The organism is Flavobacterium sp. AC274 (genome assembly GCF_979258275.1).
The window spans coordinates 4,428,117-4,441,983 of the sequence record NZ_OZ409852.1; the positions used below are offsets into that span (position 1 = coordinate 4,428,117).

Below are 13,867 nucleotides of genomic sequence, written 5' to 3' on the forward strand. Positions count from 1 at the left end.
TTCGGAAAAATTTTGTTATTCTTATGAATATCAAATTGTTAATTTTATGTTTTTACAAACTTTCCTGAAAACTCTTTTTCAAAACTTCTCTAAGTTCACTTAAAATCATGGCTGTTGCCCCCCAAACGATATGATTTTGAATATTGAATGCGGGAACTAAAATATTAGATCCGTAAGAAGTTGACAATGTGGCTTCCATAATTATTTCATCGTCTAAAAAAATTGAAAGCGGCAACTCTATAATATCTGCTACTTCACGAACATCCGGATAAAATGAAAGTTCATCATGCGAAATTCCTAAAAAAGGATGTACCAAAAAATTACTTGGCGGAATATACATTGGAGAAAATTCCTTTATAATTTCTATCTTTTCAGATAGAATTCCCACTTCCTCCTGTGTTTCCCGAAGTGCAGTTGCTTCGTAACTGATATCAAAAGTCTCATATTTTCCTCCCGGAAATGCTATTTGTGACGAATGAACTCCTTCATAAGCATTTCTGACTATCAAAACCAAATGGGTTTCTTTATTTTTTGGATACAAAAGCATCATTACAGCAGCAATTCTGGGGTTTACAGCTTTTAAATCAAGGTTTTTTAACGCTTCGGTACGCTCTTTTGGGGCCATTTTTATATGCGCAGCCTCTGCCGGAAGTTCAACTGGAATTAAATTAGGAACATATTGCAAAAAATCTTGAAAATCCATATTCAAAGTTTATTTTTGTACTTTCAAATAAAATATAAATATAGTTCAGAAAACGCGGTTCTACAAGTTTTCACAAATCAAAGCCATAAAAATGTACAGTAGAGAAGAATCACAAAAGTTAAAAAGAGAATTTTGGGTGGCTTTCGCCGAAAAATATCCACGTAAATGGGTACTTTATGACACCAAAATCAAAGACTTTTCTTTTAAATTTTATGTGGATAATAAAAAAGCGCAGGTATTAATAGATATTGAACACCGAAGCGACGAAAAACGAACTGCTTATTTCGAAAAAATAGAAGCTTTAAAAAATATTCTCGAAGAAGAATTTATAAAAAATCTGGTTTTCGAAAAGAACTATACGCTTGAAAGCGGTAAAACCATTAGCCGAATTTGGGTAGAAAAACAAGGTGTTGGTTTTAGCAATCGCAATAATTGGGATGCTATTTTCGATTTCTTCTTTGAAAACATGCACGCTCTTGAAATGTTTTATCTGGAGTATGATGAGTTTATTAAGGATATATCTTAATGAAGGTTCTGAGATTCTGAGAGGCTAAGTTTCTAAGATTTTTACATAGTTAACCCGACAAGTTTTTAAAAAACATGTCATGTCGGGTTTTATATCTCAATAAATATTTTATTACTTTAAAGACCTAGTTTCTGAGCTAACAAAACTAAAACAAATACAGTCGCAAGACTGTAATAATTATTCCAGCCTTCTTTCTTTTTTTGATCTGAAGTAGCACGTTGATTGTATTTATACCAAAAATATCCATTCAATATTAATAGCAATACATAAACTCCAATTAGTAAATTACTTGAAAACATATTATATTTTTTTATCATTTATCCTTTCATTGCTTGAAAAAGTATAAGTCCCGTTATAATCATCTTCAGCTGTAATAATCCCATTAGCATGTACAGTATATTGGATACATAAAATTTGGATTCTAAACACTAAAAATATTATAAACAATAATACGATCATCGTAATTAATATATAATTGCTTGCGATAATCTTGTTTTTTGCGGGTAATGATAGAGACTTTGCAGTCCATTCCATTATTGTCTTTACACATAAAAGAATATACTATGTCAGTATCATTTTCTTCTCTTTCTATATAATCCAAAATACTAAAAAGCTGAATTTCCTGAGAATAAACTACAATACGGTGTTTATTAGTATCAAGTATTACAGAAAGATTTACTAAATCAAGATTGGACCACTCGCCCCATTTTCCTCTCTCATTTTTCTCCAAAACACTAAACCCGGATGTTTTAAATTGATACGCCTGGCTGTAAGTTTGTTGCAAACCAAGTCCTAAAAAAAATAATATAATATAATAAGTGCGGATAATTTTCATAATATAATTTGCAGATAATTAAAATTCAAATTTAGCCTTTTCCTGAAGGGCAATTTCAAAATCTGCTATCATTTCTTTAATAATTTGTTCAACAGGCAAAATCTCATGAATCAACCCGGCTACTTGTCCAATTTCAAGTTCGCCTTCATCAAGATCTCCTTCAAACATTCCTTTTTTTGCCCTCGCTCTGCCTAATAACTGAACTAAATCTTCTTTTGAAGGACATTTTTCATATAAATCCTGAACATCCTGATAAAATTTATTTTTAATCAATCTAACAGGAGCTAATTCTTTCAATGTCAATTGCGTATCTCCTTCTTTTATATCAACTATCTTTTGTTTGAAATTATTGTGTGACGATGATTCAATTGATGCTGCAAAGCGACTTCCAACCTGAACACCATCAGCACCGAGAATCATGGCAGCCAACATACCTCGTCCGGTTGCAATTCCACCCGCTGCAATAATCGGAATCTGGATTTTTTCTTTTACCATTGGAATCAGCGTCAAGGTTGTAGTTTCGTCACGACCATTATGCCCCCCTGCTTCAAAACCTTCTGCTACAATAGCATCTACTCCTGCATCTTGTGCTTTAAGAGCAAAAATACTGCTGCTTACAACATGCACAACCGTAATTCCTTTTTCTTTCAAAAAAGAAGTCCACGTTTTAGGATTTCCTGCAGAAGTAAAAACGATTTTTACGTCTTCTTCTACAATAATGTTCATTATTTCTTCGATGTTTGGGTATAACATCGGAATATTAACTCCAAAAGGCTTATTCGTAGCCTTTTTACATTTTTGAATATGTTCCCTTAAAACTTCAGGATACATGGATCCGGCACCAATTAGTCCTAAACCACCGGAATTACTCACGGCAGAAGCTAATTTATAACCACTATTCCAAATCATTCCTCCCTGAATTATTGGATATTTTATATTGAAAAGTTGCGTAATTTTATTCATTAAAAAATATTATTGCTTGATAATCTTTCCGGTTTTATGCAAACCTTCGGCTTCAAAAGTATAAAAATAAAGTCCGCTTTTTAAAGGCTGAACAGAAACCGTTGGATTTTCGCTTGTTATTTCTGTTTCAATAAGCTTTTGTCCTAAAACAGAATAAATTACAATAGAAGCTTTGCCATTTTGTTCTAAAAAAGAAAAAGAAACATCTGTTTTTGCCGGATTTGGAAATACTGAAAAAGAAGTAGCTGTTTGAAAATTTTCTACTCCTAAAGTCGACCCAAAATTAGGAATTCCATATCCGTAATTATTATCCGGAGTCGTATATTGGTTTGATGATTCTAAAATCATTTGTCGAATTTCTTTATTGGTTTTAGATGGAAAAGCCTGCCATAAACAAGCGACCATTCCCGCCATGATCGGGCATGAAAACGAAGTTCCGTTTGATGTTCCTATAGTTCCATTCACGTTAGCAATTACCGAAGCTGTTCCTTGTGCCATAATATCCGGCTTAATTCTGCCATCAGAACTTGGTCCAATAGAACTAAAACTCGATCTTACTTTAGAAGCCGTAACAGATCCGATTGCCAATACTGAAACCGCATCAGCCGGAGAACCAATATGTGGTTCAGCCTTCGCTCCTTCATTTCCGGCAGAAGCCAAAACTATTATTCCTTTACTAAACGCTATTTCTGCACCACGCGAAATAAAATTGGTTATTCCGTTCATATCACTATAAGTATGATTGTACCTTGCTTCGTCACGCTCACCAAAATAGCCTAATGACGAAGTAATAATATCAACCCCTAAGGCATCTGCTCTTTCGGCGGCTTCCACCCAAAGTGATTCTTCCAGAGGATTTTCCAGAGCATCAATTTCTGTAATAAAAAGATAATACGAAGCGTTTGGAGCAGTTCCTATCAAAGCATTTTCTTTGTAACCACCCATAGTAGAGAGCACAAGGGTTCCGTGACTCCCTCCCGTGTAGAAATTCGCATTTCTCGTGGTAAAATCGTAACCGCCTAAAATGCGATTATTATTTCTAAGATTTTCAAATGGCTGTGCTGTATTAACGCCCGGAAATCCTGCATCTAAAACGGCAATAATTTTTCCTTCTCCGGTAAAATTCTGCTGATGCAAAACCTGTCCGTTGAGCATCTGAATCTGACTAGCAGAATTACCGTATGCATAATCGATGGTGGTTTCCAGCTTATTCTGCGTTTGACTTGTTCTGGTTTCTGAAACTTTTTTTGATGTTGTATTTAAAGTTTTATCAGCAAAATCTACTTTTTGTACAAACGATAATGATTTTAAAGCATTAATATCAGTTTGTGTACCACGAATATGAAGTGCATTTAACCATTTTGACTGCGCCATTACAGTTATTCCTGTACTTGCCTTAATTTGGTCGATAAAGGAAGTTTCGACAGGTGCGTCTGTAAAATCCAACGCTATGTTTTGATTCGTTCTTCGATCTAAAGCTTTTTGCGAAAGTTCTGTCAACGGATTATTAAAGAACAATTGAGCATTAGGTTTTGCATTGAAATAAACCCAGGCTTCTTGCTGCGAAAATACGGTGATAGAAAGAAGTAATAAAAGAAATGTAAAGTTGTATCTCATAGTTTACTTTTTTAAAGGCTAAACCTCTGTAAAAAAGTATAAAGCTAAGAAATTACTCCCGAACCAACTAATTCATTTTCTAAATACCAGGCTACAAACTGACCTTCTGTAATAGCAGACTGAGGTTCTTCAAATTCAACATACATTCCGTCCTCAAATTGATGCAAAACAGCTTTTTGCAAAGGCTGGCGATAGCGAATTCTTGCCATTACTTCCATCGTTTCTCCTTTTTCCAGTTTCAAATCTTCGCGAACCCAGTGTACTTCAGAATCACCAACAAATAAAGCTTTTTTAAACAAGCCCGGATGATTACTTGTTAAACCTGTATATATCGTATTGGTATCAACATCTGTCGCAATAACAAATAATGGGTCTGTTGTTCCACCAACATTAAGTCCTTTTCTTTGTCCATTTGTAAAATAATGGGCTCCCTGATGTTTTCCCATCACTTTTCCCATTGTTGGCAGGTATGCTCTTTTTTGAGCTTCTAGTTTCAATTCTTCTTCTAAAGATAATCCAGCCGGTATTTCCAGATTATAAATTGGATCATTTTTATCAATTTGAACAATCTTTCCTTCTTTTGGCTGTAATTTTTGTTGTAAAAATTCAGGTAAACGTACTTTTCCAATAAAACATAAACCTTGAGAATCTTTCTTTTCGGCAGTTACCAATTCCATTTCAGCAGCAATTTCGCGTACTTCCGGTTTTGTTAAAGCGCCAATTGGAAACAAGGATTTTGCTAATTGATCTTGTGACAACTGACATAAAAAATACGACTGATCTTTGTTATTGTCTGCTCCGGCAATTAATTGGTATACCGGTTTTCCGTCAACTTCAATTTCATTTTTTTGACAATAATGTCCCGTTGCCACATAATCGGCACCAAGACTTAAAGCAATTTTCATAAAAACATCAAATTTGATCTCACGATTACAAAGCACATCAGGATTTGGAGTTCTCCCTTTTTCGTATTCGTTGAACATATAATCAACGATTTTTTCTTTGTATTCTTCACTTAAATCAACAGTCTGAAACGGTATACCTAGTTTTTCAGCAACTAATAAAGCATCGTTACTGTCTTCTAACCAAGGACATTCGTTAGAAATAGTAACCGAATCATCGTGCCAGTTTTTCATAAAAAGACCGATAACTTCGTAACCTTGCTGTTGCAACAAATAAGCAGCAACACTAGAATCTACTCCACCAGAAAGACCAACAACTACACGTTTCATTTTAACTCCTTTATGTTTTTATAAGGGTGCAAAGGTAAGTCATATTTTAGAAAATTTTGTTGGTTTTAATTAGTTTATATAATGCAAGGGTAGATAAAACTTATTGCATTTTTTAATTACTTTTAATCATCAATTAAAATGTCATGTCAAAACAGTTTTACACCTTTATTTTCTTTATCATTTTAAGCACTTTAAATGCGCAAAGTTATCGTGCTTCTTTGCAAAATTATTCAGAATATAAAGCATTTAAAGGCAAACCGTTATCTGATAAATTTTCGAATATCGAATCGGTAAAAGTGATTTACGATTTAAAAAGACAAAAGATGTACTATTTCAACAGTACATTGATTCGATTGCATTTTGACTTTGTGACCAATTATTTAGGATACACCAAAGACCTTGATATTTTTAATGATAATAATTACAGTGATACCGAAAAAGGCCGGGAGTTTTTATTGGGAAATCTCAACCACATTAAAGGATCTGATAAATGGATTTTTGAATTGGCGGCTTCAGATCACATGCCAATTGCATTGCTGGAACGTTTCTATCATTTAATTGTAAACTCAACTTTCATTGGCAAAGATTTAAAATTTTATCTCAATAATCCGGAACAAATTGAATGGTTTCAACAAAATAAATTTAAAATTCCCTGTGTAAAATCAGATTATATTTTTAATGAATTGAGTTATCAGGAAGTTGTTCCGGGAAAAAATATTGGTATTCTAAAAGAATATAAAATCAAGGAATTAGAAACCATAAAACCCAATCCTGACGAAATAATTATTCTCGATGGAACACCGGATATTCTGCCAAATGTTCGCGGCATAATTGTAAATGAGTTACAAACTCCGTTAAGCCATTTGGTATTGTTGGGCAAAAACAGAAAAATTCCGATTATGGCATATACGAATGTCTTTAAAGATTCGAATATCAAAAGGTTACTTTCTAAAAAAGTAGAATTAAAAATTGCAGTTGATACTTTTTACATCAAAGAAACTGATAAAAAAATAACACAAAAAGTTATTAAGAAAAAGAAAAAACTAATTATCGATAATAGTGTTACTGAATTAGTCAACTTAGTTACAATTCCTAAAAAAGGAGTGAATTATATTGGTTCTAAAGCGCAAAATATGGCGTATTTAATTGCCATTGCAAAAGAAACGCCTTTTAAAACGCCTGAAGATGCACATGCCATTCCATTTTATTTTTACACCAAGCACATTCAAAAAAATCAATTTCACCTTTAATCACGGAGCTTTTGAAATATTCCCACAAAGATTCAACTGTTTGGATTAACAAGCAATTAAAAAAAATACGTGATGCTATTAAAAAAGAACCAATTGATCCTCAATTAATAGCAAAGCTAAATCAAGTTTTTAAAAATGCTGCTTTTAAAAATTTCCGATTCAGATCTTCTACAAATGCCGAAGATATGGATGATTTTAATGGCGCCGGACTTTACGATTCTAAAACCGGAATATTAGGTGACAGCATCAAAACTTTTGAAAAAGCCATTAAACAAGTTTGGGCAAGTGTGTGGAACGAAAGTTCATTTATAGAAAGAGAACTTTTTGGGATAGATCAGGAAAGCATTGCTATGGGCGTTTTGGTACATCGTTCTTTTCCCGATGAATTGGCTAACGGAGTTGTAATCACGAAAAACATATTCAGAGAAAATTTTTCAGGAATTACAGTTAATGTTCAAAAAGGAGAAAACTCGGTTGTAAAACCAGAAAAGGGAGAAGTTTGCGAACAGTTTATTGTTTATCATTTTAATGAAGGCAAAAAAGAAAGTGACTTTGATGTAGATTATACTTCAAACTCCAATCTCAACAACAACGAACCTTTATTGGATAGGAAAGAAATAAGTAATTTGTTTCTGGTTAGTAAAAAAATCGAAACTAAAATGTACCGTTACTGGAGAAAAAACCAATTTCATCCCATCGATATTGAATTCAAAATTGTGGGAGAAAATAGGGATTTATATATCAAACAAGTACGGCCTTTTAATGAATAATTAGTATAAAACTAAAAGATCAATTTCATTCGAAACTGTATTAATATTGACAATCTTAAAATCAAAATCTTCAATATTTATTTTCTGCTGAATCGATTTTCTAATCTTTTGATTATCTAAAGAAAAGTTGCTGTCTAATCCAATTTTAACTTCGACTGTATTCAAATATTTAGACGCTTTTTTATTGACAATTACAGAAGCAATTATATAAAATCCGATTATCATAATCTGAAAAAAGAGCAAAACTTCTATTTTTTCATAAGGATATAAAATATCTAAAATTGAAAGCGTAATCGTTGCAAAAAGAAAGATAATTGCATTGACAGTAAAGGATTGCGTACGAAATCTCAGAATTGAAAAAATGGCAAATAAACCAAATCCAATGCCTACTCCAATCTCAATTTTTGTAAATACATAACAAAGCGAAAAAGTACAAAGCCCAACAATTACCATCAACGGATTTATGGTTTCATTATCCTTTCTGTTTGAGAAAAAATATAAAATCAGAATTGAAAAAAACAGCAATAAAAATCTTCCTGAAAGTTCGTTTAAATCCATTTTGGCTGAAGTGTTAGTACATCAAATTTAGAAAAAAAGTTGCCATGAATTTCACGAATTTTCGCGAATTTTTCTTCTCATGGTTTTAGGCAATTAATAATTCGTGAATTTGTGACTCGAGCGAAGCGAACAGGCGAAGCAAATTTGTGGCAGAAAAAAAGCCCGCATTGCGGGCTTTATAAATCTATTCGTTTTTCGGTTTTGAATCCGCTTTATAACTGCTTTTAGGATCACTCATATTCACCTCTTTGGTTAATTTTCCTTTAAAATAAAATTGCCACATTCCAACCTTCTTTCCGTTCAAAAATTTCCCTTTAGATGCTATAACTCCATCAGAATCATAAAAAACAGCATCTCCATTATATTCGTTATTTTTATATGTTGTCTGCTCTAAAATGATTCCATTTTGCCCCCATTTCTTATAAACACCTTCTTTCTTTCCATTCACATACGTCATTTTTTCGGCAACTTTTTCATTTGGATAAAAAACCGTTCTTGCACCTTCCAGTTTTCCGTTTTTGTAATTTTCAATTGCCATTACAATTTTAGAAGCTTTATGGTAATATTTCCATTCTCCTTCATAATTTTTGCCTATAACTTTACCTTCACTTACTTTATTTTTATTCTGATCATAAAAAATATTATAAGCACTTCCGTCATTGGCACTAAAATCACGTGTTGCAATTACATCGCCTTTTTTAGTATCATCAAAAAACTTAAATATTCCGGTTTCTTTTCCGTGACTAAAAGTTCCTTCGTAACGCGGACGTTTAGAAACTTCGTAAGTTCCTTTCCACAAACCGTCTTTTTTACCATTAGCGTCCAGCTTATTAATGTCTGTCTGAGCGTTTATAAAAAGTACATTTAGTAATGCTAATCCAAATAATAGTCTTTTTAAAATCATATATATTTCAATTTTAAACTTAAACGAAATTGTCTTGTATAAATTATATTGAGGGGTATAAAAAAATCCCGATAAATCGAGATTTTTTTATTTGTTATTTCTTTTTATTCTGCGCTTTTGCAGCTTCTTGCTGCTCCATCACATCCTGAAGACGCTGTTGAAATTTACTTGGCTTTTTAGGCTCTTTCAATTTGTTCTCCTGAATTTGAGCGTGAATTTTATCTGTGTCAACAATATAGTTTTTAATTACAAACATGATTCCGATTGTAATTAAGTTGGAGATAAAGTTATATAAACTCAAACCTGCACCGTAACTATTGAAGAAAATTAACATCATTAATGGCGAAACATAAATCATGATTTTCATCATTTTTGCCATATCCGGCATACCTTCTTGCTGAGGCGCTGCCATTTGCTGATCTCCAGACGTCATTTTCATATAGAAGAAAATCGCAATTGCAGCCAAAATTGGGAACAAACTGATATGATCTCCGTATAATGGAATGTGGAATGGCAATTTTACAACAGAGTCAAATGATGATAAATCATCTGCCCAAAGGAAACTTTTTGTCTTAACTCAAAAGCTGAAGGAAAAAACTGGAACGACGCATACATAAACGGAAGCTGAATCAATGCCGGAATACATCCTGCCATTGGGTTTACGCCCGCTTTGTTATACAACTTCATTGTTTCCTGTTGTTTTTTCATTGGGTCTTTTTTGAATTTTTCTCCCAATTCTGTAATCTCCGGACGTAAAACTTTCATTTTAGCCTGAGACAGGAATGACTTATAAGTAATTGGCGACATGGCCAATTTGATAAGAATAGTAAATATGATAATTGCAATTCCGTAAGCAATATAAGAACTTAAAAACCCGAATAATGGAATAAAAATTAATCTATTGATCCAACCGAAAATTCCCCAGCCTAATGGAATAATTTTCTCGAATTTTTTATCATAAGATTTTAAAACTTTATAATCAGATGGTCCAAAATACCAGCTCATTTTATAATCAACTTCACCATTTGTGAAAGCCAAAGGAACTGTCGCTTTGAATTGTTTTGTAAAAACAGTATCGATTTTTTCATCTTTAACTAAGTTTTCAGAAACTAAATGCGCTTTTTCAAAAGAAGTATTAGTTTGTAAAATAGTTGTAAAGAAGTGTTGTTTAAAAGCAATGTAATCAACTTTTTCAGGATTTTCTTCCTTAAGAGTACCTTGACCTACATAATTTTCTTTTCCTTCTTCATAGTTATAATAAATCTCTGCATAACGGTTTTCATAAGAAATACTTTTCTCATTTCTATACGTTTTCAAATCCCAAACTAAATCTAATGGTTTAGATGAATTTAGAACTTTATTCAATCCCTGAGAACGAATATCAAAACCAACTAAATAATCGTTTGGTTTCAAAATGTATTTGTATTCCAAAAATTCGTTAGCTCCTGCTTTCAAACGCATTGACAAAACCTGATCTGCACCAACTTTAGTTAATGTTGGCTCAAAATATAAATCTTTAGAATTTAAAGTTCTGTTATCTGTAGTTTGTAATTGAATATTCAAATTAGCATTATTGTCTTTAATCAATTCTACTAATTGCCCTGAATTTTTCTCAAACTTTTTAAATTCCTTAAGTGTAGCTTCAACTATATAACCACCTTTATTGGCGATTTTTAGTATCATCTTTTCATTTTCGATTGTAGTAAAAGACTCTTTTGCAGAAGGAAGTGTAGCAGAGTAAGCGAAACCACCTAAAGTTTTTTGCAATTGCGCCAATTGAACTGTATCACCCGGAGTTGCAGCAGCAACCGGCAAAACAGCGGTTTTAGTTTTGTCAGCTTTAGCCTGAGCTTCTTGTTTGGCAACTAATTCTTTCTTGGCTTTTTCAGCAGCAATTTCTTTATCAGAAGGTTGATTTTGGTACATTATCCAAATCAAAATTCCAAATATCAATACAAAACCAATGATTGAATTAAGATCAAATTTTTTTCTTCCATTATAATTTAAAAAAGTTATTCATTAAAGGTTATTAGTAATGAGTTTTACTCAAAAGTTACACCTTTTAGAATTAATTATTATTTTTTATGCGCAATTACTGCAGCAGCCACAAAGTTTACGAAAATTGGATGTGGGTTTGCCACTGTACTTTTGTATTCCGGGTGGTATTGTACTCCGATGAAAAACGGATGATTTTCTAATTCTATAATTTCAACTAAACCGGTATCAGGATTCACTCCAGAAGCAATTAAACCTGCTTTCTGCAATTCATCTTTATATTTATTGTTATACTCATAACGGTGACGGTGACGCTCTGAAATCGTTTTTTGACCGTAGATTTTATGTGCCAATGAGTTTGGTTTGATGTCACATTTCCAAGCCCCAAGACGCATAGTTCCACCTTTATCTGTAATTGTTTTTTGCTCTTCCATCAAATTCACAACCGGATGTTTGGTTTTATCATTCATCTCAGTAGAATTCGCTTCTTTGTAACCTAAAATATTTCTTGAATATTCGATAACAGACATTTGCATTCCCAAACAAATTCCAAAAAACGGAATATTATTTTCACGTGCAAAACGAACTGCTTCAATTTTTCCTTCAATACCTCTTTCACCAAAACCAGGCGCAACTAAAACTCCATCAAGAGTGCCTAATTTTTCTTCAATATTATCGCTGGTAATATGTTCTGAATGTATAGAAATTACATTAACTTTAGTTTCATTCGATGCTCCTGCATGAATAAATGCCTCTAAAATAGATTTGTAACAATCCTGCATTTCTACATATTTTCCAATCAAACCAATATTTACAGTATGTTTTGGGTTTTTTAATCTGCGTAAAAAAGTATTCCAGTTTTTCAAATCCGGAGATGCTTTTTTAGGTAAATCTAATTTCTTTAAAGCCACAACATCTAATCCTTCTTCAAGCATTAAATTTGGAACTTCATATATTGTAGAAGCATCAATAGACTGAATTACTGCTTCTCTTTTTACATTGCAAAATAATGCTAGTTTATTACGCAACTCATCAGAAAGTTCATGCTCTGTTCTGCAGACTAAAATATCAGCCTTAATACCACTTTCCATCAACGTTTTTACAGAGTGCTGTGTTGGTTTTGTTTTTAACTCACCGGCAGCAGCCAAAAATGGAACTAAAGTTAAATGAATAACAATTCCGTTATTTTCTCCCAACTCCCAAACCAACTGACGAACAGATTCTATATAAGGTAATGACTCAATATCCCCAACAGTTCCACCAATTTCAGTAATTACAATATCATAATCGCCTGATTTCCCAAGCAATTGCATTCTGTCTTTGATTTCGTTTGTAATATGAGGAACAACCTGAACTGTTTTTCCTAAAAATTCTCCTCTTCTTTCTTTCTCAATAACCGAAAGATAAACTCTTCCTGTAGTAACGTTATTGGCCTGAGAAGTCGGAACATTCAAAAAACGTTCGTAGTGACCTAAATCCAAATCTGTTTCTGCACCATCATCCGTAACGTAACATTCTCCGTGTTCATAAGGATTTAATGTTCCCGGATCTACATTGATATACGGGTCAAATTTTTGAATAGTTGTACGATATCCTCTTCCTTGTAACAATTTTGCTAAAGATGCTGCGATAATTCCTTTTCCTAAAGAAGAAGTCACACCGCCTGTAACAAAAATATATTTTGTTTGATTCATTCTGTTGTTGTTTGTATTGTAGTTGTGTAAAAAACTTGGCAAAAGTACAAATTTAATTAGACAATTTATCAATTAGAGATTGAGATAATTTGCAAATTTTTAAACAGAACGATTACTTGGTTTTGTAATCGATAATTTTAAGGATTTATTAGGATTTTTTTTGAGGAATGTCTTTAAATCTAACTTAATTACTTTTTTTAATTTACTAATAATTGAAAAAGTTAATTTACTTTATGTCTTAAATTATCCGTTTATAAAGGTATTTTTTTGGCATAAAAAAAATATTATAATTTTAAAACATCGACTTGTACACATTTATAAATTCAGTCTTGAATTCTGTGGTGCCAATTTGTTTTTAAAAATTATAATATTTTTTATTTATATACTCTAATTTCAAAACACTGACTTGTACACATTTATAAATTCAGTCTTGAATTCTGTGGTATCACTTTGTTTTTGGAAATTATAATATTTTGTACTTCAAATATATACAAAAAAATTAAATAACAAAAGATTTTTCTTACTATTTAATTTGGTTTTGGATATTGTTTCTTAATATTCCGAATCAATTCTTCCAATCCATTCAATTTTAACTCGTAAATAAGCTGTAATTGCTGGCCTAATTCTCCTTTAGGAAAACCTTTGTTGTGATACCAAACCACATAATATTCTGGTAAATCGATTAAAAAACGTCCTTCGTATTTCCCGAAAGGCATTTTGGTGTGAGCTAATTTTATGAGAAGTTTTTTGTCTTGTTCCATAGTTTAAAGAAAAAAGAAGCAAGAGAAAAGAATATAGACTGATTCTCTTTCTTGCTTCT

At 32.4% G+C, this 13,867-nt stretch carries 13 protein-coding genes and 1 pseudogene; 3 read left to right on the top strand and 11 right to left on the bottom strand.

Annotated features, from left to right (window positions below; genetic code table 11):
- Positions 1-52: 52 nt before the first annotated feature.
- Entirely contained in the window at positions 53-703 is a 651-nt protein-coding gene (locus ACZZZT_RS20095; protein ID WP_463461688.1) for an NUDIX hydrolase, read from the bottom strand.
- Positions 704-794: 91 nt separating this feature from the next.
- On the opposite strand from ACZZZT_RS20095, the gene ACZZZT_RS20100 reads away from it, so the two are divergent.
- Complete coding sequence (locus ACZZZT_RS20100) at positions 795-1,229, top strand: DUF4268 domain-containing protein (RefSeq protein ID WP_463461689.1); 435 nt, start codon at positions 795-797, stop codon at positions 1,227-1,229.
- A 116-nt stretch (positions 1,230-1,345) separates the two neighbouring features.
- Here the strand turns inward: ACZZZT_RS20100 and ACZZZT_RS20105 are convergent, their stop codons facing one another.
- The 5 genes from ACZZZT_RS20105 to mnmA all read right to left on the bottom strand — a co-directional run bounded on the left by ACZZZT_RS20105 (position 1,346) and on the right by mnmA (position 5,876).
- Entirely contained in the window at positions 1,346-1,528 is a 183-nt protein-coding gene (locus ACZZZT_RS20105) for a hypothetical protein (RefSeq protein WP_463461690.1), read from the bottom strand.
- Between the two features lie 122 nt (positions 1,529-1,650).
- Positions 1,651-2,064: a hypothetical protein gene (locus ACZZZT_RS20110; protein ID WP_073393362.1), complete on the bottom strand. Its 414-nt coding sequence runs from the start codon at positions 2,062-2,064 to the stop codon at positions 1,651-1,653.
- Between the two features lie 18 nt (positions 2,065-2,082).
- Positions 2,083-3,027 (bottom strand): NAD(P)H-dependent flavin oxidoreductase, encoded by a 945-nt coding sequence (locus tag ACZZZT_RS20115; protein WP_073393360.1) that lies wholly within the window; start codon positions 3,025-3,027, stop codon positions 2,083-2,085.
- Between the two features lie 9 nt (positions 3,028-3,036).
- Positions 3,037-4,644, bottom strand: coding sequence for a S8 family serine peptidase (locus ACZZZT_RS20120; RefSeq protein ID WP_463461691.1), 1,608 nt, complete (start codon positions 4,642-4,644; stop codon positions 3,037-3,039).
- Between the two features lie 44 nt (positions 4,645-4,688).
- Positions 4,689-5,876 (bottom strand): tRNA 2-thiouridine(34) synthase MnmA, encoded by a 1,188-nt coding sequence (mnmA, locus tag ACZZZT_RS20125; RefSeq protein ID WP_042563218.1) that lies wholly within the window; start codon positions 5,874-5,876, stop codon positions 4,689-4,691.
- A 143-nt stretch (positions 5,877-6,019) separates the two neighbouring features.
- On the opposite strand from mnmA, the gene ACZZZT_RS20130 reads away from it, so the two are divergent.
- Positions 6,020-7,126: a hypothetical protein gene (locus tag ACZZZT_RS20130; protein ID WP_463461692.1), complete on the top strand. Its 1,107-nt coding sequence runs from the start codon at positions 6,020-6,022 to the stop codon at positions 7,124-7,126.
- 11 nt (positions 7,127-7,137) lie between these two features.
- Complete coding sequence (locus tag ACZZZT_RS20135; protein ID WP_463461693.1) at positions 7,138-7,896, top strand: PEP/pyruvate-binding domain-containing protein; 759 nt, start codon at positions 7,138-7,140, stop codon at positions 7,894-7,896.
- Here ACZZZT_RS20135 and ACZZZT_RS20140 read toward each other — a convergent pair whose 3' ends face one another.
- The 5 genes and pseudogenes from ACZZZT_RS20140 to ACZZZT_RS20160 all read right to left on the bottom strand — a co-directional run bounded on the left by ACZZZT_RS20140 (position 7,897) and on the right by ACZZZT_RS20160 (position 13,808).
- Complete coding sequence (locus ACZZZT_RS20140) at positions 7,897-8,454, bottom strand: DUF4956 domain-containing protein (protein WP_302095316.1); 558 nt, start codon at positions 8,452-8,454, stop codon at positions 7,897-7,899.
- A gap of 184 nt (positions 8,455-8,638) precedes the next feature.
- Positions 8,639-9,358 (bottom strand): toxin-antitoxin system YwqK family antitoxin, encoded by a 720-nt coding sequence (locus ACZZZT_RS20145; RefSeq protein WP_463461694.1) that lies wholly within the window; start codon positions 9,356-9,358, stop codon positions 8,639-8,641.
- Positions 9,359-9,452: 94 nt separating this feature from the next.
- Positions 9,453-11,374: pseudogene (gene yidC / locus ACZZZT_RS20150) on the bottom strand (membrane protein insertase YidC).
- Positions 11,375-11,433: 59 nt separating this feature from the next.
- The gene (locus tag ACZZZT_RS20155; protein ID WP_073393342.1) at positions 11,434-13,047 is read right to left on the bottom strand and encodes a CTP synthase; all 1,614 of its coding nucleotides are present in this window, start codon (positions 13,045-13,047) and stop codon (positions 11,434-11,436) included.
- A gap of 527 nt (positions 13,048-13,574) precedes the next feature.
- Positions 13,575-13,808: a DUF3820 family protein gene (locus tag ACZZZT_RS20160; protein ID WP_035631770.1), complete on the bottom strand. Its 234-nt coding sequence runs from the start codon at positions 13,806-13,808 to the stop codon at positions 13,575-13,577.
- Positions 13,809-13,867: the final 59 nt, after the last annotated feature.

What these genes read in the sequence shown, in the direction of transcription:
- ACZZZT_RS20115 (WP_073393360.1), bottom strand. Translation starts at nt 3,027, where the DNA reads ATGAATAAAATTACGCAACTTTTCAATATAAAATATCCAATAATTCAG.
- ACZZZT_RS20105 (WP_463461690.1), bottom strand. Translation starts at nt 1,528, where the DNA reads ATGTTTTCAAGTAATTTACTAATTGGAGTTTATGTATTGCTATTAATA.
- ACZZZT_RS20140 (WP_302095316.1), bottom strand. Translation starts at nt 8,454, where the DNA reads ATGGATTTAAACGAACTTTCAGGAAGATTTTTATTGCTGTTTTTTTCA.
- ACZZZT_RS20095 (WP_463461688.1), bottom strand. Translation starts at nt 703, where the DNA reads ATGGATTTTCAAGATTTTTTGCAATATGTTCCTAATTTAATTCCAGTT.
- ACZZZT_RS20130 (WP_463461692.1), top strand. Translation starts at nt 6,020, where the DNA reads ATGTCAAAACAGTTTTACACCTTTATTTTCTTTATCATTTTAAGCACT.
- ACZZZT_RS20100 (WP_463461689.1), top strand. Translation starts at nt 795, where the DNA reads ATGTACAGTAGAGAAGAATCACAAAAGTTAAAAAGAGAATTTTGGGTG.
- mnmA (WP_042563218.1), bottom strand. Translation starts at nt 5,876, where the DNA reads ATGAAACGTGTAGTTGTTGGTCTTTCTGGTGGAGTAGATTCTAGTGTT.
- ACZZZT_RS20160 (WP_035631770.1), bottom strand. Translation starts at nt 13,808, where the DNA reads ATGGAACAAGACAAAAAACTTCTCATAAAATTAGCTCACACCAAAATG.
- ACZZZT_RS20120 (WP_463461691.1), bottom strand. Translation starts at nt 4,644, where the DNA reads ATGAGATACAACTTTACATTTCTTTTATTACTTCTTTCTATCACCGTA.
- ACZZZT_RS20145 (WP_463461694.1), bottom strand. Translation starts at nt 9,358, where the DNA reads ATGATTTTAAAAAGACTATTATTTGGATTAGCATTACTAAATGTACTT.
- ACZZZT_RS20110 (WP_073393362.1), bottom strand. Translation starts at nt 2,064, where the DNA reads ATGAAAATTATCCGCACTTATTATATTATATTATTTTTTTTAGGACTT.
- ACZZZT_RS20155 (WP_073393342.1), bottom strand. Translation starts at nt 13,047, where the DNA reads ATGAATCAAACAAAATATATTTTTGTTACAGGCGGTGTGACTTCTTCT.